The sequence below is a fragment of the Nonomuraea phyllanthi genome (genome assembly GCF_006334985.2).
In the GTDB taxonomy this organism is placed as follows: Bacteria; Actinomycetota; Actinomycetes; order Streptosporangiales; family Streptosporangiaceae; genus Nonomuraea; species Nonomuraea phyllanthi.
Window position 1 is genome coordinate 640,967 of sequence record NZ_VDLX02000001.1, and the last position, 23,320, is coordinate 664,286.

20 protein-coding genes and 1 other RNA gene are annotated in these 23,320 nt (G+C 70.2%); 9 read left to right on the top strand and 12 right to left on the bottom strand.

The window, feature by feature from the left end; genetic code table 11:
• Nucleotides 1–36: 36 nt before the first annotated feature.
• Nucleotides 37–999 carry a GlxA family transcriptional regulator gene (locus FH608_RS03035; RefSeq protein WP_139628225.1) on the bottom strand — a complete coding sequence of 321 codons (963 nt, stop codon included), beginning with the start codon at nt 997–999 and terminating at the stop codon, nt 37–39.
• A gap of 100 nt (nt 1,000–1,099) precedes the next feature.
• On the opposite strand from FH608_RS03035, the gene FH608_RS03040 reads away from it, so the two are divergent.
• Nucleotides 1,100–1,507: a hypothetical protein gene (locus FH608_RS03040; protein WP_139628226.1), complete on the top strand. Its 408-nt coding sequence runs from the start codon at nt 1,100–1,102 to the stop codon at nt 1,505–1,507.
• Here the strand turns inward: FH608_RS03040 and FH608_RS03045 are convergent.
• Complete coding sequence (locus tag FH608_RS03045; RefSeq protein ID WP_139628227.1) at nt 1,452–2,156, bottom strand: hypothetical protein; 705 nt, start codon at nt 2,154–2,156, stop codon at nt 1,452–1,454. The genes FH608_RS03040 and FH608_RS03045 overlap by 56 nt on opposite strands.
• The gene (locus FH608_RS03050) at nt 2,153–3,016 is read right to left on the bottom strand and encodes a hypothetical protein (RefSeq protein ID WP_139628228.1); all 864 of its coding nucleotides are present in this window, start codon (nt 3,014–3,016) and stop codon (nt 2,153–2,155) included. The genes FH608_RS03045 and FH608_RS03050 overlap by 4 nt, the downstream gene beginning before the upstream one ends.
• Nucleotides 3,017–3,258: 242 nt before the next feature.
• On the opposite strand from FH608_RS03050, the gene FH608_RS03055 reads away from it, so the two are divergent.
• A complete protein-coding gene (locus FH608_RS03055; protein WP_139628229.1) occupies nt 3,259–4,533 on the top strand; it encodes a sensor histidine kinase in 1,275 nt (424 codons plus the stop codon).
• Nucleotides 4,534–4,648: 115 nt separating this feature from the next.
• Nucleotides 4,649–5,548 (top strand): endonuclease/exonuclease/phosphatase family protein, encoded by a 900-nt coding sequence (locus tag FH608_RS03060; RefSeq protein WP_226898996.1) that lies wholly within the window; start codon nt 4,649–4,651, stop codon nt 5,546–5,548.
• Nucleotides 5,549–5,645: 97 nt separating this feature from the next.
• Here the strand turns inward: FH608_RS03060 and FH608_RS03065 are convergent, their stop codons facing one another.
• Together FH608_RS03065 and FH608_RS03070 are read right to left on the bottom strand one after the other, a co-directional pair.
• The gene (locus FH608_RS03065) at nt 5,646–6,161 is read right to left on the bottom strand and encodes a hypothetical protein (protein WP_139628230.1); all 516 of its coding nucleotides are present in this window, start codon (nt 6,159–6,161) and stop codon (nt 5,646–5,648) included.
• A gap of 461 nt (nt 6,162–6,622) precedes the next feature.
• On the bottom strand, nt 6,623–7,564 hold the full coding sequence (locus FH608_RS03070; protein ID WP_226898892.1) for a LysR family transcriptional regulator: 942 nt from the start codon (nt 7,562–7,564) through the stop codon (nt 6,623–6,625).
• Nucleotides 7,565–7,626: 62 nt separating this feature from the next.
• Here FH608_RS03070 and FH608_RS03075 point away from each other — a divergent pair, with 62 nt between their 5' ends.
• Entirely contained in the window at nt 7,627–8,481 is an 855-nt protein-coding gene (locus FH608_RS03075; RefSeq protein WP_139628231.1) for a PhzF family phenazine biosynthesis isomerase, read from the top strand.
• Nucleotides 8,482–8,514: 33 nt separating this feature from the next.
• Nucleotides 8,515–9,888 (top strand): dipeptidase, encoded by a 1,374-nt coding sequence (locus FH608_RS03080; RefSeq protein WP_139628232.1) that lies wholly within the window; start codon nt 8,515–8,517, stop codon nt 9,886–9,888.
• Between the two features lie 80 nt (nt 9,889–9,968).
• On the opposite strand, the gene ssrA is transcribed toward FH608_RS03080, so the two are convergent.
• From ssrA to ftsE, 5 genes are all read right to left on the bottom strand, one after another.
• Nucleotides 9,969–10,352: a transfer-messenger RNA gene (ssrA, locus tag FH608_RS03085) on the bottom strand.
• Nucleotides 10,353–10,643: 291 nt separating this feature from the next.
• Nucleotides 10,644–12,503, bottom strand: a complete 1,860-nt coding sequence (locus FH608_RS03090; protein WP_139628233.1) for a penicillin-binding transpeptidase domain-containing protein — start codon at nt 12,501–12,503, stop codon at nt 10,644–10,646.
• A gap of 19 nt (nt 12,504–12,522) precedes the next feature.
• A complete protein-coding gene (smpB, locus tag FH608_RS03095; protein WP_139628234.1) occupies nt 12,523–12,990 on the bottom strand; it encodes an SsrA-binding protein SmpB in 468 nt (155 codons plus the stop codon).
• A 25-nt stretch (nt 12,991–13,015) separates the two neighbouring features.
• Nucleotides 13,016–13,924, bottom strand: a complete 909-nt coding sequence (gene ftsX / locus FH608_RS03100) for a permease-like cell division protein FtsX (protein ID WP_139628235.1) — start codon at nt 13,922–13,924, stop codon at nt 13,016–13,018.
• Between the two features lie 20 nt (nt 13,925–13,944).
• A complete protein-coding gene (ftsE, locus tag FH608_RS03105; protein ID WP_090930082.1) occupies nt 13,945–14,634 on the bottom strand; it encodes a cell division ATP-binding protein FtsE in 690 nt (229 codons plus the stop codon).
• Nucleotides 14,635–14,836: 202 nt separating this feature from the next.
• On the opposite strand from ftsE, the gene FH608_RS03110 reads away from it, so the two are divergent.
• A complete protein-coding gene (locus FH608_RS03110; protein WP_139628236.1) occupies nt 14,837–15,028 on the top strand; it encodes a hypothetical protein in 192 nt (63 codons plus the stop codon).
• Nucleotides 15,029–15,061: 33 nt separating this feature from the next.
• On the opposite strand, the gene prfB is transcribed toward FH608_RS03110, so the two are convergent.
• A complete protein-coding gene (gene prfB / locus FH608_RS03115) occupies nt 15,062–16,189 on the bottom strand; it encodes a peptide chain release factor 2 (protein WP_139628237.1) in 1,128 nt (375 codons plus the stop codon).
• A gap of 115 nt (nt 16,190–16,304) precedes the next feature.
• Between prfB and FH608_RS03120 the strand changes: the two genes are divergently transcribed.
• The 3 genes from FH608_RS03120 (at nt 16,305) to FH608_RS03130 (ending at nt 18,248) form a co-directional block, all read left to right on the top strand.
• Nucleotides 16,305–17,321 carry a hypothetical protein gene (locus FH608_RS03120; protein ID WP_193318203.1) on the top strand — a complete coding sequence of 339 codons (1,017 nt, stop codon included), beginning with the start codon at nt 16,305–16,307 and terminating at the stop codon, nt 17,319–17,321.
• Between the two features lie 214 nt (nt 17,322–17,535).
• A complete protein-coding gene (locus tag FH608_RS03125; protein WP_139628239.1) occupies nt 17,536–17,769 on the top strand; it encodes a hypothetical protein in 234 nt (77 codons plus the stop codon).
• A complete protein-coding gene (locus tag FH608_RS03130) occupies nt 17,766–18,248 on the top strand; it encodes a Clp protease N-terminal domain-containing protein (protein ID WP_139628240.1) in 483 nt (160 codons plus the stop codon). The genes FH608_RS03125 and FH608_RS03130 overlap by 4 nt, the downstream gene beginning before the upstream one ends.
• Nucleotides 18,249–18,294: 46 nt before the next feature.
• On the opposite strand, the gene FH608_RS03135 is transcribed toward FH608_RS03130, so the two are convergent.
• Nucleotides 18,295–23,169, bottom strand: a complete 4,875-nt coding sequence (locus FH608_RS03135) for an NAD-glutamate dehydrogenase (protein ID WP_139628241.1) — start codon at nt 23,167–23,169, stop codon at nt 18,295–18,297.
• Nucleotides 23,170–23,320 lie beyond the last annotated feature (151 nt).

Genomic DNA, 23,320 nt, shown 5'->3' on the forward strand with positions numbered 1-23,320 from the left:
CAGACACATTAGTCACGAACTGTCCGGATCAGCGCCTCACCCGGTCGCCTGCGCCAGGCGGTAGCGGGACGGCGGGATCCCGTACCGGTCGACGAACGCCTGCCGCAGCGTCTCCGCCGTCCCGAACCCGCACCGCACCGCCACGGACGCCATCGGCAGCGAGGTGGACGCCAGCAGGTGCGCGGCGGCCTCGGTGCGGGCCTGCCTGACGTAGCGCCCCGGCGTGAGCCCCAGGTGCCGCAGGAACAGCCGGGTGAGGTGCCGCTCGCTGACCCCCGCCTCGGCCGCCAGCGCGGGCGTGGTGAGGTCGTCGCGCAGGTGGGCGCCGATGTACTCGATGGTCCGCCTGACCAGGTTGTTGGCCGGGGCGGGGCCGCTGACGAACATGCTCATCTGCGCCTGGTCGCCGGGCCGCTGCAGGTAGGTGACCAGGTTGCGGGCCACCGTACGGGCCAGCTCGGTGCCGTTGTCCTCCTCGACGAAGGCCAGGGTGAGGTCGAGGGCGGCGGTGACACCGGCGGAGGTCGCGACGTTCCCGTCGCGGATGAAGATGGGGTCGGCGTCCACGGCCACCTCGGGGAAGCGCTCCGCCAGCGTCTGCGCCATCTGCCAGTGGGTGGTGGCGCGCCGCCCGTCGAGGAGGCCGGCGGCGGCCAGGACGTAGGCCCCCGTGCAGACGGACGCGACGCGGCGGCTCTCGCGGGCCAGCCGGCGGACGTGGCCGACGACGAGCGGGTTGGCGGCGGCGTCCTCGGACCCGATCCCGCCCGCCACCACCAGCGTGTCGATGGGGCCGGTGATCCGTTCGAGCGTCCGCTGGGCCTGGACGACCAGCGCGGTGCCGGTGGTGACGGCCTGGCCGCCTGGCGCGGCCAGGCGCACCTCGTAGCAGGGCCGGGCGCCGTGCCAGTTGGCCTCCTCCAGGGTCGAGACGACGCAGGCGATGTCGAGCAGCGACGCCGCCTCGTACGCGACCACGACCACCCGTCGTACTTCCATGCGCACGACTGTAGGTCGGAAGGACGAAGTCCCCAAGTTTCCGGACCTTCCCACCCACCGTCCCTGGCCGCGGGGCGGCGGCCCGGAGACAGTCGGGGGCATGACAACGACAAGCACGCGCACGGGTCGCCGTTGGGGCAGGTTCGCACTCCACTACGTGGAGATGGTCATCGCCATGTTCGCCGGCATGTTCGCGCTCGACCTGCTGGAGTCCGCCGCCGGGCTCAGCCTCTCCTACGGCCGGGAGCCGGAGCTGGCGTACCTGGTCATGGCGTTCAACATGTCGGTCGGCATGGCCGTGTGGATGCGGATCAGGGGGCACGGCTGGGCCGCCACCTCAGAGATGTGCGCGGCGATGTTCGTGCCGGTGGTGCCGCTCTTCCCGCTGCTGTGGCTGGGCGTCATCGACGGCGGCGGGCTCATGATGGCGGCGCACGTGGCGATGTTCCCGCTCATGCTGGCGGCGATGGTGCGCCGTCTCGACGAGTACGCGGGCTGCGCGCACTGACGGTTTCCCGTTCGGGCTCCTCCACCGGCGCGCCGGGGCCCACCCCGCCGCGCGCCGACCGGATCTTGAGGTCGCCGAGCGCCTTGTGACTGGCCCGGATGACGGAGATCAGCACGTACGCGACCAGCATGAGCCCCAGGCAGAAGGCGTCGGCGGCCCACCAGGGGATGGCGGCGAGCAGCAGGTAGCCCTCGCTGTCGCTCAGCCACCTGATCACCACCGTGACCACCATCACCACCGCCGTGACCAGCAGCCAGCTGCGAATGCGTGGCAGGGTGCCGTCGTTCCACAGCCGGATCCGCCACCCCATGAACACGGCGAACACGCCGAGCACGGCGCAGAACCCGATCAGCCACCAGGGCAGCGTGAAGGCGGTCTGCTCGGCGATCTGCTCCCGCGCGACTCTCAGCTCGGCCTCGGCCTTGTGCTGGGCCTGCACGGCGGCGTCGAGCTTGCGCTCCAACTGGGCCACGCTCTGCCGGGTCTCCTGGCGCGGGGGCGGCGAGGCGACGTCCTCCGTCGGCAGCATCCGCGCCACCACCGTCAGCATGATCGCGACGAACGACAGCGCCAGGACGATGGCCATGAACAGGTCGATGAAGCGCAGGTCCAGCGGCGGCGTGAACGATCCCGCCGACCGCCTCCTCACTGGTCCCTCACCAGGGTGTAGCGCTGCGGCCTGCTCTCCACCGCGCTCAGCCGCTCCACGGCGGTGCGCAGCGCGTCCAGGTTCTTGACCAGCTCCTCCGTCCTGCCCCTGGACAGGGCCAGCTCCTGGGTGAGCCCGTTCATGGCGGGTGCCGCCTGCTTGGCGGGCAGGCGCGCGATGTAGGTCAGGAACACCTCGTCGGCGGCCACGACCGCCGTGCGCTCCGCCCGCTCGACCAGGGCCATCGCACCGAACGCGAGCACGCTGAGGAACAGCGCGATCAGGGTGACGCCGAACGCGGACGCCAGCTCCGGCAGCACGTGCTGCTTGAGCGCGGCCATGAGCACGCTGGGATCGCCCTTGCTGTCCAGGGCGTTGGAGAAGGAGCTGACCATCGCGCCCATCGTCAGCGCGGTGCCGATGAACCCGAACACGGGCAGCGCCCAGATGAGCGCGTGGTCGAGGTGGTGCCGGTTGGCCATCTCGTTCTCGTCGAGCGCGGAGCGGGCGCTCAGCACCGCCTCGCAGTCGTTGCCCGCCTCGGCCGCCTCCTTGAAGAGCTTGAGCCGCCGCGCCACCAGCGTGTCCTCGTTGGGCCGCACCGCCTGGACGTTCGCCACGGCCCGTTCCGTCGCGGCGCTCTCCCGCCGGATGTCCGGAACGGCCCTGACGATCCTGAGAACGGTGGTTAAGAACACCGCGATGATGAGCGTGACCACGAGCTCCGCAGCCGCCGGAGCCGTGGCCGCGCCCACGGCGATCAGCAGCGACTCCACTACTCCGGCCGCCATCAGCAGCGCGGACACCACCAGGCCCACCACGGGCGCGAACGCCGAGTGGCGCCAGCCGTACCTTGACACCCTTACCTCACTCCGACCCCACAATTGTCAAAGGACCACCTAAGCACATGTAAGCCCCCATCGGTGGCAGAGAGGCGTCAATTGTGCACCCACGGTGCCTTTGCTGCGGACTCTGACCAACCCAACAAAGGCCCTGACATTCAGACAAACTTGCGACAAAGTAAGGTATACCTTTCTTTGCGGGCTTCCCGAGCAATCTGTCGCTGCCTGGTCTCTCCGGGCGTCCCGGCTGAGGAGTGTGCATGCCGCCTCACAACGGCGGGATCCATCGGCGATCGGCCAGACGGCGGACCATCCGCAACCGCGCCGTCGTCACCGTTGACGCGCTCGATCACATCGTGGGCGGGCTCGGCACGGCGGTCCTCGCCGCGATCTCCGTCGTGTCGCTGATCGTCACCTCGGTCGCCTGCCTGGCCGGGGTGGGCCTGCCGCTGCTGCCCCTCGTGCTGCGCGGGCTGCGCGCGGTCGCCGACCGCGAGCGGGCCAGGCTCTCGCGCTGGGGCCCGGAGATCATCGCCCCGGCGCCCCTGCCGGACGGGCTGCGGGCCGCCCTCGCCGACCGCACCGTACGCAGGGAGCTGGCCTGGGCGGCCACCCACGCCACGTCCGGGGCGCTCCTCGGCACCCTCGGCCTCACGTTCCCCATCCACGCCGTGCAGGACGCCACCTTCGTGTTGTGGTGGTGGACGCTGCCGCCGGAGGATGCCGCGACCGGGGCCACCTTCGGGCTCTGGATGGTCACGGACATGCCCAGCGCTCTCGGCGTCGCCGGGCTGTCGCCGCTCTGGATCGCCCTCACGGTGATATTCGTCCCCGGCATGGCGCGCCTGCAGGCCTGGCCGGGGCGGCGGCTCCTGGCCCCCGGCCGCGACGCCGACCTGACCCTGCGGGTGGAGCAGCTGACCGCGACCCGCGCCGCCGCCCTGGACGCCCACGTCACCGAACTGCGGCGGATCGAGCGGTCCCTGCACGACGGGACGCAGAACCGGCTGGTGGCCGTCAACGTGCTGCTCGGGGCGGCGCTCCAGGCACTGTCGCGTGACCCCGCCGTCGCCAGGGAGCCGCTCGAACGGGCTCAGACCGCCGCGGAACAGGCGCTGGCCGAGCTCCGGGGAGTCGCGCGCGGCATCCTGCCGCCGGTCCTGACCGACCGGAGCCTCGCCGACGCGCTCACCGGCCTGGCCACCGACTGCCCGCTGCCCTGCCGGATCGAAGCCGACATCCCGGTCAGGGCCGCCGCGGCCGTCGAGGCCACCGCGTACTTCATGGTGGCCGAGGCGCTCACCAACATCGCCAAGCACAGCGGCGCCCGGCAGGCCACCGTACGGGTCCGCCGCCACCGCGACCGGCTGCACATCCAGGTCGCCGACGACGGCCACGGCGGGGCGGACGAGCGCGACGGGACCGGCCTGGTCGGCATCCGGCGCAGGATCGAGGCACACGACGGGACGTTCGCGCTGCACAGCCCTCCCGGCGGGCCCACCACCCTGACCGCGAGCCTGCCCTGCGGGACGTGAGGCGCGCACCGGGCCGTTGACCGCGCCGCCGGCATCGATGATCGTGATGGTGCGGTACGCGATGATCGACGACGACTGGAGTGGGCCCGTGCGGTTTCCTAGGCGCTTGACCTCCGTGGTGATCTCATCGGTTCTGGTGGCACTGGCCGCTCCCGGCGCGGCGAGCGCCACCGCGGAGTCCTCCACCATCTGGCACTGGAACGTGGCCGGCAACACCCTGAACCACGCCTCCACCACCAACGGCATGGTCCGGGCGGCGGTGTCCTCGATCACCGCCCGGGGCGCGAGCTTCGCCTCGTTCAACGAGCTGTGCGAGAACCAGTACGACGCGCTGATCAGCGGCCTCCGGGACGCCGGCTGGCCGGCCGACGACGCCAACTTCGCCCGTTTCGTCGTCACGTACCCGGCCAGGTCGGGCGGGCCGTGCGGCGGCAGGGACTTCGGCAACGCCATCTTCAGCAGGCAGCCCCTGGGGGCCGCCGAGCGGATCACCCTTCCCGACGACGGCATGACCGAGCAGCGCAAGATGCTCTGCGCTCCCCTGAAGGCCCGCCCCCATCTGCGGTTCTGCACGGCGCATCTCACGTACGTGGACGCCTACCGGGCCGCCCAGCTCAACGCCGTGCTCGCCCGGCTGGAGGCGTATCACGCGGACGGCGACACCGTGGTGATCGCGGGCGACTTCAACATCCAGGCCGATGCCGCGCGGCTGAACGGCTACTACTCCTCCGCCGTGAACACCCCCAACAACCGCGGCAACACCGGGCACTATCACGAGCTGGACGACGCGGACCAGAACAACTGCCCCGGCTACGGCGAGCTCAGCGTCAGCACGCCGGACCCCCGAGGGCCGTGCGGCACGGGGAGCAAGATCGACATGATCTTCGTCCGGGAGGACCGGATCGCCGGCCCGTACTCGGGTGACACGCTCGCGCCTCCGACATCGTGCGCCGGCAACCCCGACGGGCTCTGCTCCGACCACCGCGCGCTGATCGGCACCGTCACGCTGTCGTAGGCCGAAGGGGCGCCTGCTTCGTGCTGGGCCGCCCGCTCGGCCCGGCGTCGACCTTGGCCGCCTTCATCGCAGGCGATCGGCCCGAGAGGCATCGAGGCTAGTACTTGACCTTGAAGCTGCTGGTGGACGGCCGGAAGAGCGGCGCCGTGCCCTCGCAGTCGTTGATCGGCGCGCCCAGGAACTCCCACATCCAGTACATGGTGTCGCGGCGACCCTTGTCGTGCACCGTGAAGGAGACCTTCTGCCCGGTCACGTCCTTGGCCGGCTGACCGGGAAGGGTGGCACGGCCCTTCGAGATGACGCCGGTGGCGACCGCGAAGCCGTCGGCCGCGACCAGGCAGGTGATCTTTCCTTCGAAGTCACCCGCGGCCGGCTCGCCGGGCTTTCCCGCGTGGAGCACGTCGAACGTGCCCTCCGTCCTGCCTCCTGTGCTCTTGGCATCGATCGTGAACCGCACCTTGTCACCCGCCCACTGACCGAACGACTCCGGCAGCGTCCCGGTGGCGGTGCCGCTCAGGGAGTAGGAAGGTGGCTTGGGTGCGGTGGCGCCTGCGGGGGCGGCCAGCAGGGCGACGGAGACGATCGGGATGGCGAGCACAGCAATACGGTTCATGCCGATCAAATTATTGGCGGGAGGCGGCGGAGACTTCCCCCCGTCGGAGGAGCCTCCTCCCCCTTGTGAGTGAAAGGCGCTCCGCCCGGGCGTGACAGTCCCGGGGTCCGCCAACGCTCACCCTCTACCGCGAGGTCCCGCGAGGAGGCGCTCCGGCTGTGAGCCACGGCGCCGGCCGGCGTGTCGACCTGTACCTCGGGGTGCGGAGTCAGGGGTCCGGTCATGCGAGTGGGTGAGCCGGCGCGGCGTACCGGTGTGACGGTGCGGCTCCGGCTGCCGGCCGATCCGTGCCTGTCCCTGGCCGCCGCTCCCCGCCTGCCGCCCCGGGCCTGCCGGACTTCGGTGCCGGACTTCGGTGCCGGACTTCGGTGCCGGACTTCGGTGCCGGACTTCGGTGCCGGACTTCGGTGCCGGACTTCGGTGCCGGACTTCGGTGCCGGACTTCGGTGCCGGCGGGGTGATCACGGCTCGGGCCTGGAGTCGTCCGGCTGGAAGTGCGCCACGAGTGCGTGTTCCACCGCGAGGGTGGCGCGGGAGGCCCAGCGGCGCCGATGCCGAGCGAGATGGACCGGGACGTCCGGCAGGGCGTGGCCGGGCACCTCGACCAGGCTCCCCTCGCGCAGGGCGGTGGTGACGTTGGCCCGGGGCAGCACGGTGAGGCCGAGGCCCGCGGTGGCGCAGGATCGGGCGGCCTCGATGCTGCCGAAACGGGTCAGGCGTGGCCGCCCGTCGGGCACCGCCAGCAGGCGACGGGCGAGCCGGTCGCTGTAGGAGCAGCCCTGCTCGTGCAGGAAGAACTTCTCGCCGGCCAGTTCCTCCCAGGTGACCGGCCGGTCCCGCCCGGCCAGCGGATGATCGGGGGCGCACAGGAGGACCAGGGACTGCTCGCCGATGCGGGTCACGACGAGTTCGGGGACGTCGACCTGTTCCTCCAGCAGCAGGGCGATGTCGAGCCGGCCCGAGTGCAGCTTCTCCACGGCGTCGGCCGTGCCGGACGGCTGCAGGTCGACGTCGATGTCGGGATGGGTGTCCCGCAGGGTGGCGATCACGCTCGGCAGGTGCGCGGAGCACAGGGTCTCCCCCGCGCCGACCACGACCTTCCCGGTGATCGGGCCTTCCTGTGCCGCCGTCGTGAACAGGCGGGACTCGGCCCGCAGGACCGCTTCGGCGTCGTCGAGCAGCCGCCGTCCGCTCTCGGTGAGGACGGCGCCCCTGGACAACCTGTCGAAGAGCCGGGTGCCCAGCGCCTTCTCCAGTGCCCGGATCTGCGCGGTCACCGTGGACTGCGCGAGATGCAGCTCGGCGGCCGTGGCGGTGAAGCTGGCGGTCCGGGCCAGGATGGTGAAAGTGTGCAGCAGGCGGGTGTCCACGCGGCCATCCCAGAGGTGCTCGATCGAAATCATCGATACGGCCTATCATAAATCATCATTTGAACCGATAACATATGGACGGTAAGCATGTATTCATGACTTCCGCGACCATCGACGTCCTGCGCTACGCCGCCTTCACCTCCGATCGGAACGGCGGCAACCCGGCCGGCGTCGTGCTGGACGCGGGGCTGCTGGAGGCCGATCAGATGCTGGCCGTGGCCGCGCGGGTGGGCTATTCCGAGACGGCCTTCATCACCGCGCGGGACGATCGGCGGCGCCGTTTCGGGCTCCGGTACTTCAGCCCGCTCGCGGAGGTCCCGTTCTGCGGGCATGCCACCGTCGCGACCTCCGTGGCGCTGGCCGAGCGGATCGGGCCGGGCGACCTGGTCTTCGACACGCCTGGCGGAGAGATCCCGGTGAAGACGGTCGCCGATGACGGCGTCGTCCGGGCCACGCTCACCAGCGTCCCGACGCGGACACGGCCGGCCCGGGACGGCGAGGTGGACGAGGCCCTCGCCGCCCTGCGCTGGGAGCACGCCGATCTCGACCCGGCGCTTCCGCCCCATGTCGCCTTCGCCGGCAACGACCATCTCGTGCTGGCCTGCGTGTCGCGGTCGCGGCTGGCCGATCTGGCGTACGACTTCGACGGGCTCGCCGACGTGATGCGGCGCCACGGGTGGACCACCGTGCATCTGGTGTGGCGCGAGAGCCCCGATGTCTTCCACGCCCGCGACCCGTTCCCCGTCGGCGGTGTGGTCGAGGACGCCGCGACGGGGGCGGCGGCGGCCGCGTTCGGCGGCTACCTGCGTGACCTGGGGCTGGTGCGGGCACCCGCCTGCGTCACCATCAAGCAGGGCGAGGACATGGGCCGCCCGAGCCGGTTGCTGGTCGAGGTGGACCCCCTCGACCCGCGCGTCCGCGTCACCGGCCAGGCGATCCCCCTCGCCTGACACTGAACCCATCCACACGAAAAGGACTTCGCCATGACTACCCCGGCCGTCGACCAGCTGCGCGCCGCGATCGAACGAGAACTCCCGGGCGTACGCGCCGACCTCGAACGGCTGGTGCGCATCCCCGGCATCGCCTTCGACGACTTCGACGCCGCCCCGCTGGAGCGCTCGGCACACGCCGTGGCCGATCTGATCCGCGACCTCGGCCTGGACGTACGGATCAGCCGCATCGGCGAGGGCGCTCCCGCCGTCATCGGGCGCCGGCCCGCACCGCCCGGAGCGCCGACCGTGCTCCTGTACGCGCACCACGACGTCCAGCCCACAGGAGACCCGAGCCTGTGGGCGTCGGACCCGTTCGAGCCGGTCGAGCGGGACGGCCGCCTGTACGGCCGGGGCTCCGCCGACGACAAGGCCGGCATCATGGCGCACATCGCGGCGCTGCGGGCGTTCGGGTGCGGCACGGCCGACGACCGGCTTCCGGTGGGCATCGTCCTGTTCATCGAGGGCGAGGAGGAGTTCGGCTCCCCCACCCTGTCCGAGCTGCTCGCCGAGAATCGTGACGATCTCGCCAGTGACGTGATCGTCATCGCCGACTCCGGCAACTGGGACATCGGCGTGCCCGCGCTGACCACCTCGCTGCGCGGGATCGTCAACTGCTTCGTCACCGTCCAGGTCTTGGAGTCGGCGGCGCACAGCGGCATGTTCGGCGGGGCCGTACCCGACGCGCTGACCGCGCTGTGCCGGCTGCTGGCGACGCTGCACGACGCCGACGGCGAGGTGGCTGTCGAGGGGCTGGTCCGCGGGGAGGCGGCACCGCTGGACTACCCGGTGGAACGGTTCCGGTCGGAGGCCGGGCTCCTCGACGGGGTGGAGCTGATCGGGACCGGCCGCATCGTCGATCGGATCTGGACCAAGCCGTCGATCTCCGTACTCGGCATCGACGCGCCTCCGACGTCCGAGGCGCCCAACGCGCTCGTGGCGGGGGCACGGGCGAAGATCAGCATGCGTATCGCCCCCGGGGACGACCCGGCATCGGCGTACCAGATGCTCGTGACGCACCTGGAGAAGCACGTGCCATGGGGCGCACAGATCACTGTGAGGCTCGAGGCGAACGGGAACCCCTGTGTGATCGACGCGACCGGGCGCTACTTCGACGCGGCCCGCGCGGCGTTCAAGACCGCCTGGGACGGCACGGACCCCGTGGAGATCGGCGTCGGTGGCTCCATCCCGTTCATCGCGACCTTCCAGAGCCTGTTCCCGCAGGCCTCGATCCTGGTGACCGGGGTGGAGGACCCCCACACCAAGGCGCACGGCGCCAACGAGAGCCTGCACCTCGGCGAGTTCGCCCGCGTCTGTCTGGCGGAGGCGCTGCTCCTGCGGAACATCGCCACGGGCGAACCCGCCTGAGCCAGGAACATCGACCCGGGCGCGCAGACGCGAAACCGCCCCTTACCTGCGGTGTTCCGCAGGTAAGGGGCGGTCTCAAGTGGTGGAGGTGGCGGGAATCGAACCCGCGTCCTTCAACCCCAAGTCAGGGCTTCTCCGGGCGCAGCCTGCTGTGCTTTTCTCGGCCCCGGCGATCACGCAGGCGAGTCGCCGACGGGCCCAGCCACTGTTTGGTTTCCCGATCTCCCCCGTGGCCGGGTCGAACGGTTGAGCCTTCTAGCGATGCCAGACACCGGGCCGAAGGCACTCCCGGGCTGACAGAGGTTTCGCTACTTAGGCAGCGAGGGCCAGGGTGTCCTGGCCGACCTCAGTGCGCTTGGAATTGGCACTTGTTGTTTGCGGTCACAGGATTAACGAGGTTATGTCCGCAGTCCTCGGCCCGCTTCACCTGGCTTGCAAAGTCGAAGTCGAAGCCAGTCACCCCCTGTGCAGTTGTCAACCCACCCGGCGAACCGGGCGAGCAACAAGAATCTACAGGGGAGAACGCCCCTGACGCCACCTTAATTCCCCATGGCAAAGCCCCCGGGAGCGTGGCACCGCAGCTCGCGCTCCCGGGGGCCGACCGGCAGGGTCGAGCCGGTCCGGACGGCAGGACTTCCCCCGAGATGAAGTCCTGATCTCATCACGGCGACTGGATCCGCAACCCCCCGAGCGGGCCCAGTCACTCAGTAAGACGCGACCAGGCCCTCGAATGGTTGCTCAGCGTGACAACATTTTCACGGAGAGTTCTGGAGGGCGGCGAAAAAGCCGCCCGCCTCGGCCGCGGCGTCGTAGTTCTTCGCCAGCACGGCCACGGCCACCTCCCCCTGCCAGCCCACGAACCAGGTGTACTGGTTGCCCGCCGTGGCCTTCACGCCGTAGACGCGGCCCTTGCCGGCCTGGGCACTGGTGCCCATCGCGCCGGCCCGCATCATCGACGTCAGCGCCGTGCGGACCTTGGGGTCCAGGGGGACGGGCGCGGGCTGCGGAGCCTGCGCGACCTCCGCCGCCGGGTCGGGCGAGCCGGGGTCGGTGACCAGCACGGGCGGGTGCCAGGTGCCCGAGGCGACCGCCGCGGCCACCAGCGCCATGCCGAGCGGGCTGACCTCGACGTTCTGGCCCGCGATGGCCCTGGCCTTGTCGGCGTCGCTGGACAGCTCGGGCAGCGAGCCGCTGAACGACTTGAGCGGCAGCCTCCAGGGCAGGCCCACGCCGAACGCCTTGGCGCTCTCGTCCAGGTCGGCGGCCGAGACGCGGCGGGCCAGCGAGGCCAGCGCGGTGACGCAGCCCTTGGCGAAGTGCTCCTGCAGGGTGGCCGACGAGGTCACCCCGGTCGGCTGGCCGGTGCGGACGAACCTGGCACCGCCGACCGTGCGCTCCTCAGGACAGGCCAGCCGCAGCTTGGGGCTGACGTTGTTCTTGATGAGCGCGTCGGCGGCGACGATGGAGAACGCCGTGCCCGCCGGGAACTTGCCGGCCAGCGCGTGCTTCTCCTGGCTCATGTCGCCCTTGGCGCCCACCGCGAGGATCTGACCGGTGTCGCGCTGCACCGCCACCAGCGCGCTCGTCTCCGTGTCGGCCACCGCCTGCTCGGCAGCCGCCTGGATGTCCCGGTCGATCGTGGTGCGCACCGAGACGTTGGTCCGGCCCAGCCACTCCTTGAGCAGGGCGACCTGCTTGCCGGTCTTGAGGTCGAGCGTGACGACCTTGGTCTCCGTGGAGCCGGTCAGGTAGTTCTGGTACGCCTCCTGCAGGCCGCTCTTGCCCACCGAGTCGCCGGCCCGCTCGGGACCGCCGAGCTTCTGCTCGGTCTCGGGGGTGAGCGCGCTGACGCTGCCGACGATCTGCCGGGGCGGCTCGGGATTGACCGGCTGGTCCTGCCGCTGCGTCTCGATGCCGTCGATCGCGTCGAGCTTCGACTGCATCGACTGGAAGCGGGCCCGGCCGAACGTGACCAGCGGCACGAACTTGTCGGGCGGCGCGGACCTGATGCGGCTCAGCAGCCGGTCCTGGGCGTAGCCGGTGATCGCCGAGAGCTTCGCCGCCGCGTCCTCGGCCCGGTCGCCGAGCCTGGCGGGATAGACGCCCGCGCTGTAGAAGGCGGTGTTGCCCTGGAGCGGCTTGCCGTTGCGGTCGACGATCGGCTTGCGCGGCTTCGGGTCGGTGTCGACCGCGAACCGCTGCCCCTCCTTCAGCTGCGGGTGCAGCACGGAAGGCGACCAGCGCACCTTCCAGGTGCCGTCGACCAGGTGCAGCGGGAGCAGCCCTTCGTACTGCCAGAGGGGGTTGTTCTCCCCCAGGTCGACCTCGACGTGGAAGTCGGCCTTGGCCTCCTCGCCCGTCATGCTGAGGCTCGTGATCTTGAAGCGGAACGAGGCCGCGTCGAGCTCCAGCTTGGCGTCGGACAGCGCCTTGCGCACGGCCGCCCGGTCGCCGTCGGTGCGGCCCGCGGCCAGGTCGTAGTCGCCCGACTGCCATCCCACGAGGAAGTCGCGCACCGCGTCGTGCGGCGTCGGCTCCTCGAAGCAGCCGGTCAAGGTGGTGCACGCGACCGCCAGGGTGGCGGCCGCGGCGAGGGTGCGGCGGGCGCGTCTCATCGGGTGCGGGCCGCCGCTCTCATCGGTTGCGGTGCCGCAGCGCCCGGGCCATCTCCCGTTTCGCCTGCTGCTCCGCCAGCGACTGCCGCTTGTCCCAGTCTTTCTTGCCCCGGGCGACGGCGATCTCGACCTTGGCCTTGCCGTCCTTGAAGTAGAGGGCCAGCGGCACGATCGTCAGCCCGCCCTCCTTGGTCTTGGCGGCGAGCTTGTCGATCTCTTTACGGTGGAGGAGCAGCTTGCGCTTGCGGCGGGCCGCGTGGTTGGTCCAGGTCCCCTGGGAGTATTCGGGGATGTGGACGTTGAGCAGCCACGCTTCGCCGTCGTCGATGCTGGCGTAGCCGTCGACGAGCGAGGCGCGGCCCTCGCGCAGCGACTTCACCTCGGTGCCCTGCAGCACGAGCCCCGCCTCGACGGTGTCCTCGAGGTGGTAGTCGTGCCGGGCACGCTTGTTCTGGGCGACGAGCTTCCGCCCGGTCTCACGTGGCATGTATCGACTTTACCGCTGGTTCCCTCTAGACCCGGAGGTAGCGACGGAGGGTGACAAAGGAGGCGAGCACACAGATGAGCACACCGATGATCATGGTGAAGGTGATCGACTGGGCCACGTCGTTCCAGCCCAGCTGTGCCGTCGCGTCGCCGAGGTAGCGGCCGAGGTCCTCGAAGAGGAAGACCTTGGTCACGATCAGGATGATCGCCGCGAACACGCCGCCGATCAGGCCGGCGATCATGCCCTCCATGACGAACGGCAGCTGGATGTAGAGGTTGGACGCGCCGACCAGCCGCATGATGCCGGTCTCCCTGCGCCGGTTGAACGCGGAGAGCCGGACCGTGTTGCCGATCAGCAGCGCCGCCGCCATCACCAGGATGACCGCCACCGCGAGCGCGGTGAAGGAGAGCTTGTCGAGCAGCTGGAAGAACGGCCCGATCAGCTGCGCTTGGTCGATCACCTGTGACACGCCAGGTTTGCCCTGGATGGCCTGGATGACCGACTGGTAGTTGTCGGGATCCGACACCTTGACGCGGAACGACTGCGGCATGTCCTCGACTTTGGTGACGCTCGCGAGGGCCTTGTTGGCGGAGAACGACTTCTTGAAGTTCTCGTACGCCGCCGCCTGGTTCTCGAAGAACACCTCGTCGACCCCGGGGGTGCTCTTGATGAGCTGCTGCAGCGAGTCCATCTGGGCCTTGGTGATCTCCTTGCCCTTGCAGGACTCGATCGCCGTGCCCTTGCTGCAGAGGTAGACCGAGACCTCGACCTGGTCGTCCCAGTAGCCCTTCATCATGCCGACCTGGGCGTTGATCATCAAGCCGACGCCCAGCATCGCCATGCCGACCGCCACGGTGATGACCACCGCGATCGTCATGGTCAGGTTGCGACGGAGGCCGATCCAGACCTCGGAGAAGATGAAATTCGCCCGCATGTTCTGTCTGCAGCTCCCTGTCAGTACGCCTGGCCGTACACGCCACGCGACTGGTCACGGACGATCTTGCCGTCCTCCAGTTCCACCACGCGCTTGCGCATGGAGTCGACGATGGCCGCGTCGTGCGTGGCCATGACGACCGTGGTGCCAGTCCTGTTGATCCGGTCGAGCACCTTCATGATGCCGATGCTCGTCGCGGGGTCGATGTTGCCCGTCGGCTCGTCGGCCAGCAGGATCATCGGCCGGTTGACGAAGGCGCGGGCCATGGCGACGCGCTGCTGCTCGCCGCCGGACAGCTCGTCGGGCATGCGGTGGGCCTTGCCTTCGAGACCCACCAGCTCGATGACCTCGGGAACCACCTTGCGGATGAACCGCCGGGGCTTTCCGATGACCTCGAGGGCGAACGCCACGTTCTCGTAGACGTTCTTGTTGGGGAGGAGCCTGAAGTCCTGGAACACGCAGCCGATGCGGCGGCGCAGGTGCGGCACCTTGAAGTTGGAGAGGCGGGCCAGGTCCTTGCCGGCGACGTGGATGGCGCCGGAGTTGGGCCGCTCCTCCTTGAGGATCAGACGGAGGAATGTGGACTTGCCTGATCCCGAGGGACCGACGAGGAACACGAACTCACCCTTGTCCACGTCTACGGATACGTGGTCGAGGGCGGCACGGTTCTGGTTCGCGTAGACCTTGGTGACATTATCGAAATGGATCACGAGAGCATCACGGCATGCCAGTCTAGGGGTCAGGACGGAAGCGAGGGTGGCACATGCCCAGTTCCCGCCACCGGCCGCTCGGGTACGCGTTCTTTACTGTTGATCGACGTTCCGATTGGCCAGACGACAGTCTAGGGGGAAGACTGGGCTGGAAAGTCCATAACGGAAACAAAACGATTGTGCGGCTAGACTTGGGGCTGTCATGAGTTGTGAACACCTCGTATGCGCGCAGTGCGCCCACCCCGTGATCGAGGGCCGCTGCCCCACCTGCCGCGCCAGCCGGCAGCGGATGCACCAGCACGGCTTCGGCGGGCTCTCACCCGCCGCCATCGCCCTGCTGCTGCTCGTCCTGCTCTTCGTGACGCTCGCCGTCAAGCACCTCAGCGGCGCGTAGCGGCCCCTTCAGCGGGCCCCAGGACCAGCGGCCCTAGGACGCCTCCTGGGCACCGCCCGACTCCTGGCGGCGCATCCAGCGGATCTCCGCCTCGATGAAGGCGTCGAGGTCGCCGTCGAGCACCGCCGACGGGTTGCCCGCCTCGGTGCCCGTGCGCAGATCCTTCACGATCTGGTACGGGTGCAGCACGTAGTTGCGGATCTGCGTGCCCCAGGACGTCGTGGACGCGCCGCGCAGCTCCGACATCTTCTCCGCCTCCTCCTGCCGCTTGCGCTCCAGCAGCTTGGCCTGGAGCACGTTCATGGCGGTGGCGCGGTTCTGCAGCTGCGAGCGCTCGTTCTGGCAGGAGACGACGATGCCGGTCGGCAGGTGCGTGATGCGCACCGCCGAGTCGGTCGTGTTGACGCCCTGGCCGCCGGGCCCGCTCGACCGGTAGACGTCGACGCGGATCTCGTCCTCGTTGATGTCGATGTGGTCGGTCTGCTCCACGACCGGCACGATGTCGACCCCGGCGAACGAGGTCTGCCTGCGCCCCTGGTTGTCGAACGGGCTGATGCGGACCAGCCGGTGAGTGCCGTGCTCGCCGCGGAGCGTGCCGTAGGCGTAGGGCGCCTTGATCGTGAACGTGGCCGACTTGATGCCGGCCTCCTCCGCGTAGGAGGTGTCGTAGACCTCGGTGGCGTAGCCCTTGCGCTCGGCCCACCGCAGATACATGCGCAGCAGCATCTCGGCGAAGTCGGCGGCGTCCACGCCGCCCGCCTGGGAGTTGATCGTGAGCAGCGCCTCGCGGGAGTCGTACTCGCCCGACAGGAGAGTGCGCACCTCCATGGCGCCGATGTCGGACTTGAGCGACTCGAGCTCCTTGTCGGCCTCGGCGCGCGTGTCGTCGTCGCCCTCCTCGGCCGCCAGCTCGTAGAGGACCGTCAGGTCGTCGAGGCGCCGCGCGACGCCCTCGACACGGTTGAGCTCGCCCTGCAGGTGGGACAGCCTGCTCGTGACCTTCTGGGCCTGCTCGGGGTCGTCCCACAGGTCGGGCGCGGCAACCTGCTGCTCCAGCTCCTCGATCTGCTTGCGCATCGCGTCGAGGTCGAGCACGTCCTGGATGCTGCGGAGCGTGCCCGCGAGCTCGTTGATCTCTTCTGCCGGATCGATGCCTGCCACGTCTCCCTAGCCTACTTCCCCCTGAGGGCTACGCCCTCCATCCCACTCACGGCTTCCGTGCGTCGAATGGGCGGCTCAGGGCCCGGCTCGGCCCGGGCGCGAATAACATGGCCGGGTGCGTGCATACGGGCGGCGGAAGGTGCTGGCGCTCGCCGCCGGCGTCCTGGCCGCGGCGACCGCCTGCTCGGGCGATGCCCAGCCCCAGCCCTCCAAGGCCGCCGCGACCTCCTCCGCCTCCGCCTCGCCCTCCGCTCCCCCGCCCGCCGTGACGCTCGACGAGGCCGCCGAGGTGTTCTCCACGGTCACCGTCACGAGCGACACGCTGCGGGCCGAGAGCGACCTGCACGGGCGGCTGGAGCTGGCACTCAATCTCACGACCGGCGGGCAGACGCCGCTCACCGTGGCGGCGTACCTGGCGCACGACTACGCGCCGCCCCGCTACCGATGGGGGCCGCCGACGCTGTTCGTGCCGCGCTTCGGGCAGGGCGAGCGGTCGCCCTGGTTCAGCGCGCTGGCGACGCGCGACGGCACGCCGACGCTGGTCACGTTCGCCAAGGGCGATCGCTGGCGGATCAGCTCGGCCGCCCGGCTCGTGCCGGGGGAGAAACTGCCGGAGATCCAGCTCGACGCCGACGGCTACGCGACCGCGGTGGCGCCCGACGACAAGTCGGTCACGATCAGCCCGCAGTTCATGGGCCCCGTCCACGCCAGCGTGGCCGAGACGGGCTCGTCGGGGGTCACCGGCGGCCTCGTGGCGGCGGGGCCGCACACGACGGAGGTGGCCGAGCAGATCGCCGACCTACGCGAGCAGGCGAAGAGCGACGGGTTCAGCTACGACTCGATCTTCAGCGCCGACAACTACCCGGTCTACGCGCTGCGCACCGAGGACGGCGGGGCGCTGATCCAGTACTCCCTGACGCGCACGACGACCACGACGACGAAGACGGCCGAGGACGACTACATCCCGGTGCCGGAGTCGGCGCGATGGGCGATCAGCTCCCAGGTGCTGCGCCGCACCATGAAACTCACCGAAACGCACCAGTACGCGACTGTCGTCCCCTCCCTGAAGTCCCCCGCCCCAGCCGCCGTCATCGCCTACGACGGCGCACTCACCCGGGCGTCCGGCCAATAGTCACTGCCCCGCCCTACAAGCCCCGTCCGTTACGGCTCCGCACGGTGGGCCGCACGCGCCGACCCAGGTCACCGTCTGTCATGGCCGGTCGTGAAGGCTCGTGGGTCGCTCGCCGTGACGACGCGCAACCTGGGCCTGCTTCTTCGGCCATGCGTTCACCTCGTCAGCGGCCCTTGGTTGACCACGATGGAAATAGTCAACTAAAGTTGCTTATATGGCGGCTGATGAGACCCCTGTCGTGCATGAGCCCGACGACGCGCTGGCGGCGGTGGTCGCGCTGCGGCGGCTGGCCGACCGACTCGAGGACGCGGCCGTCGAGCAGGCCATGCGCGCGGGCTGGAGCTGGCCCGAGGTCGCCGAGGCGCTCGGCGTCACGCGCCAGGCCGTGCACAAGAAGCACGCGAAGCGGCTCATCGCGGCCGGTGTCGCGCTGAGGAGACGACAGTGAGCAAGATCGACCACTACATCGACGCGATCATCCGGCAGGGCATGGCCGAGGCCCAGGAGGACGGCTCCGCCGACACCGAGGCCCATCACCTGCTGCTGGCGCTCGCCTCCCACGAGGGCACGGCCGCCCACGCGGCGCTGGGCTCCGCGGGCCTCGACCGGCAGGCCATCAGGGCCGCGCTGGACCGCGAGTTCGAGCACAGCCTGAGCGCGGCCGGGGTGTCCCTGGCCGCTTACGACCTCCCGACGCCCAGCCGCGACCCCGACCGCCGCCCGCGTCTGGGAGCCTCGGCCCGCCTCGCCATCGAACGCGCCATCGCCGCCGCCACGGGCAAGAGGGACCTGCGGCCCGGCCACCTGCTGCTCGGCATCCTGGAGGCCGAGCTGGGCACCGTGCCGCGCGCGCTCGCCCTGGCGGGAGTGGACCGGACCGCCCTGATGGCGGACGTGCGGCAGCCCCTGGCCGCCGGCAGCTGGTAACCGGCCCCTCCCGCCGCACGCGGACGGAGGGGGCCGGTGCCGCGTCCTAGGCCTCCGTGTGGGGCAGGTTGCTCGACGCCACCAGGGTGCGGATGGCGCGCAGGGCGACCGACAGGGTGGCCAGATCGAAGTTGTCGCTCTCCCAGATCTCCGACAGCGTCTGGCGGGCCCGTGAGACCGCCGCCGAGTTGGCCTCGCTCCACCTGGCCAGCCGCTGCTCCGGGGGCAGCCCGGGCGTGCTGTGGGCCAGCACGTCACGGGTCAGCGAGGCGTGCGCGGCGTAGAGGTCGTCGCGCAGCGCGGAGCGCGCCATGGAGTTCCACCGGTTGTCGCGCGGCAGCGCGATGATGCGCTCCCTGAGCCGGGCCAGCTGGAGCCGGTCGGCCAGGTCGAAGTAGACCTCCGCCACCTCGTTGACCGGACGGCCCGTCACCGAGGCCACCTCCACCAGGTCCAGCGTCGAGTACGCGGGCACCATCGCGGCCACCCGCTCGGCCAGCTCCAGCGGCACGCCCCTGGCCGTGAACGCGTCGCGGCGCTCCTCGTAGGCGCTCAGGTCGGGCCCCGTCAGCAGCTTGGGGATGTGGGACAGCAGGCCGTTGACGCCCTTGACGAAGAAGCTGACCGACCCGGCGAGGTCCAGCGGCGGCCGGCGGTTGATCAGCAGCCAGCGGGTGCCGCGCTCGGCGAGCTTGCGGGCCTCCAGCAGCATGGCGATCTGCGTCGCCGTGTCGACCTTGTTCTCCAGCGACTCGACCACCCGGTGGAAGCCGGCCAGGTCGAACACCTCGCGCGTCACCAGGTAGGCGCGCACGATGTCGGAGGTCGAGGCCCCGGTCTCCTCCCCGAAGCGGTACATGAACGTGGTGCCCATGGAGTTGACCAGCTCGTTCACCACGCAGGTGGTGATGATCTCGCGGCGCAGCGGGTGGGAGTCCATGTACGGCCGGAAGCGCTCGCGCAGGGCCGACGGGAAGTACGACACCAGCCACGAGGCCAGGTAGGGGTCGTCCGGCAGGTCGGAGGCCAGGAGTTCGGCGTCCACCACCAGCTTGGTGTAGGCCAGCAGGACGGAGAACTCCGGCGCGGTCAGCCCCAGCCGGGCCTGGCGGCGCTCGGCCAGCGTCTTGTCCGAGGGCAGGAACTCCAGCTCCCGGTTGACCAGCCCTTCGCGCTCCAGGCGCCGCAGGTAGCGGGCGTGGATGTGGAGCATCTCGACGCTCTGGGAACGGGTGGCGGCGAGGACCACGTTCTGGGCGTGGTTGTCACGCAGCACCAGGTCGGCCACCTCGTCGGTCATCGAGGTGAAGACCTGGTTGCGCTGCTTGTCGGTCATCTCGCCGTCGCGTACGACCTGGTCGAGCAGGATCTTGATGTTCACCTCGTGGTCGGAGGTGTCCACGCCGGCCGAGTTGTCGATGAAGTCGGTGTTGATCAGCCCGCCGTTGCGCGCGAACTCGATCCTGGCGAGCTGGGTGAACCCCAGGTTGCCGCCCTCGCCGACGACCTTGCAGCGCAGCTCTCCCGCGTCGACGCGCAGCGCGTCGTTGGCCTTGTCGCCCACGTCGGCGTGGGACTCGGCGCCGGCCTTGACGTACGTGCCGATGCCGCCGTTCCACAGCAGGTCGACCGGAGCCCGCAGGATGGCGCTGATCAGGTCGTTCGGCGACAGCGCCGCGACACCGGCCGCGATGCCGAGCGCCTCGCGCATCTGCGGCGTGATCGGCACGGACTTGGCCGTACGCGGGAAGACGCCGCCGCCGGCCGAGATCAGCTTGGTGTCGTAGTCCTCCCACGAGCTGCGCGGCAGCTGGAAGAGCCGCTGCCGCTCGGCGAACGAGCGGGCCGCGTCGGGGTCGGGGTCGACGAAGATGTGCCGGTGGTCGAACGCGGCCACCAGCCGGATGTGCTGGGACAGCAGCATGCCGTTGCCGAACACGTCGCCGGACATGTCGCCGATGCCGGCCACCGTGAAGTCGGTGCTCTGCACGTCCACGCCCATGGTCCTGAAGTGGTACTTGACCGACTCCCAGGCGCCGCGGGCAGTGATGCCCATGGCCTTGTGGTCGTAGCCGACCGAGCCGCCGGAGGCGAACGCGTCGCCCAGCCAGAAGCCGTACTCCTTGGCCACGCCGTTGGCGATGTCGGAGAACGTCGCGGTGCCCTTGTCGGCGGCGACCACGAGGTAGGTGTCGTCGCCGTCGTGCCTGACCACGTCGGGCGGCGGCACGACCTTGCCGTTCACCAGGTTGTCGGTCACGTCGAGCAGCCCGGAGATGAACGTGCGGTAGCAGGCCACGCCCTCGGCGAGCACGTCCTCCCGCGTCCCGGACGCCGGAGGCTGTTTCACGACAAACCCGCCCTTAGACCCAGTGGGCACGATGACGGTATTTTTCACCATCTGTGCCTTCACCAGGCCGAGGATCTCCGTACGGAAGTCCTCCATCCGGTCGGACCACCGCAGACCGCCCCGCGCCACCTTCCCGAAGCGCAGGTGCACGCCCTCGACCCGCGGCGAGTACACGAAGATCTCGAACTTGGGCCGCGGCAGCGGCAGCACGCTGATCGCCTGCGGATCGACCTTCAGGGAGATGTACGACTTGCGCCGCCCGTCCACGGTCTGGAAGTAGTTGGTGCGCAGCGTCGCCAGGATCATCTCGAGGTACGCCCGCAGGATCCGGTCCTCGTCGAGCGAGGCCACCTCGTCGAGCGCGCCCAGGATCTCCTCGTGGATCGCCTCGGCGAGGTCGAGCCGCACGTCGTCGGTCCGCCGCGGATCGAGCCTGGCCTCGAAGAGGCGCACCAGCAGCCGCGCCAGCCGCACGTTGCCGGCCAGCACCCGCTCCATGTAGGGCTGCGAGAACGTGCTCCCGGCCTGGCGCAGGTATTTGGCGTAGACGCGCAGGATCTCGACCTGCTCCCAGGTCAGCCCGGCGCTCAGGATGAGCGAGTTGAAGTCGTCGGCCTGCACCCGGCCGGTCCACAGCGCGGTGAGCCCGTCCTGGAACAGCCGCTTGAACTCGTTCCTGTCGACCTCTTCCGACGGCGTGTAGCGCAGGCCGAAGTCGTAGATCCACGCGTTCTTGGTGTCGGGGTCGTTGTCGCGGTCGATCTCGTACGGCCGCTCGTCCACGACCTCGACGCCGAGCCGCTGGATCAGCGGCAGCGCCTTGGACAGCGAGATGGGCGAGCCGACCTTGTAGATCTTGAGCCGCCGCTCACCCTCGGTCGCGTCGTACGGCTCGTAGAGGTTGACGCTCACGGCCTCGCCGTCGCCCGCCGCCACGATCTCCTCCAGGCGGCGCAGGTCGACGACGGCCACCTTGGGCGGGAAGTCCACCTTGTAGCCCTCGGGGAACGCCGAGGCGTACCGCCTGATGAGCGGGAGCGCCTCCTCCTCGGAGGCCATCTCCCCCAGCGCGGCGGCCAGGTCGTCCTCCCAGGAGCGGGTGATCGCCGCCAGGCGCGCCTCCAGCTCCTCCACGTCCACGCCCGGCGGCGGGAGCTGCTTGCCGCGCTCGCCGCGCACGACCACGTGCAGCCGGGCCAGCACCGACTCGCCGATCATCGCGCTGTAGTCGAGCGACCTGCCGCCCAGCGCCTTCAGCAGCACCTCCTGCATCTTCAGCCGCACCTTGGTGGTGTAGCGGTCGCGCGGCAGGTAGATCAGGCAGGAGATGTAGCGGCCGTAGTCGTCGCGCCGCAGGAACAGCTTGACCTGCTTGCGCTCGCGCAGCCGCAGCACGCCGAGGGCGATCGGCAGCAGCTGGTCGAGCGAGGTCTGGAACAGCTCGTCGCGGGGGAACGTCTCGAGGATCTCGATCAGGTCCTTGCCGTCGTGGCTGTCAGGGGCCAGGCCGGCCCGGTCGAGCACGTCGGCCAGCTTCCGCCTGAGCACGGGGATCCTGGAGATCGACTCGTTGTAGGCGACGTGCGTGAACAGGCCGAGGAAGCGCCGCTCGCCGATCACCTCGCCCTCGGGCGAGAACATCTTGACCCCGATGTAGTCGAGGTAGGTCGCCCGGTGGACGGTGGCCCTGGAGTTGGCCTTGGTGATGATCAGCAGCTGCTTCTCGCGGGCCTTGGCGCGCACCTCGGGGGGCAGCGCCGAGAAGCTGCCGGAGCCGACCTTGTCGTCGCGCAGGATGCCCAGTGCCGCGCCGGGCACCGAGCGCAGGGCCTCGCCCTCGTCGGTGTCCTCCAGGCGGTACTCGCGGTAGCCGAGGAAGGTGAAGTGCCCGTCGGCGAGCCAGCGCAGCAGGTCGAGGCTGTCCTCGACCTCCGCGGGCTCCAGGGGCGGCGGGTTCATGCTGAGGTCTTCCGCGGTCTGCACGGCCAGCGCCCGCATCTTCCTGAAGTCCTCGACCGCGTGGCGCACGTCGGTGAGCACCCGCTGCAGGTCGGCCTCGATCCGCCGGAGCGCCTCGGGGTCGGCCTGGCGGTCGATCTCGATGTGCATCCACGACTCGACCAGCATCTGGCCGGTGACATCCTCCTGGCCGCGGCCCAGCATCCGGCCGGTCATGTCGCGGCGCACCCGCATCTGGGGGTGGACCAGCAGGTGCGTGCCGAGGCCGTGGCGGTCGAGCTCCATCGTCACCGAGTCGACCAGGAACGGCATGTCGTCGGTGACCACCTCGACGACCGAGTGGCCGGGGTCCCAGCCGTTCTCGTCGAGCGTGGGCGTGTAGACCCGGACGACCGCCCGGCCCTGGGGCCGGACCTCGGCCAGCTGGCGCTGGGACATCGCGGGGCCGTAGACGTCAACGGGGTCGCGGTCGAGCAGGTCCTCCGGTGCGACATGGCGATAGTAGACCCGGAGCAAGGCCAGGGCCTCCTCCGCGGTCACATGCTCGCTGCCGGCCGCGCAGCTTTCCGCGGCTCGCTGGAGCAGCTCGTCCTTGGCCTCGTCGAGGGGCATGTCGGTCTCACTCCTTTGTGAGGGTACGCCGTGGCCGTTCATGGCCAGGCCCTTGGTTCCCACAGAACGGGGAAACAGTGCGAAGGCGGCTTTTCATGCAGATAGGGGGCATCGCCGGTCGAGTCGCGCCACAGGCGCGTGGAAGCCCCGC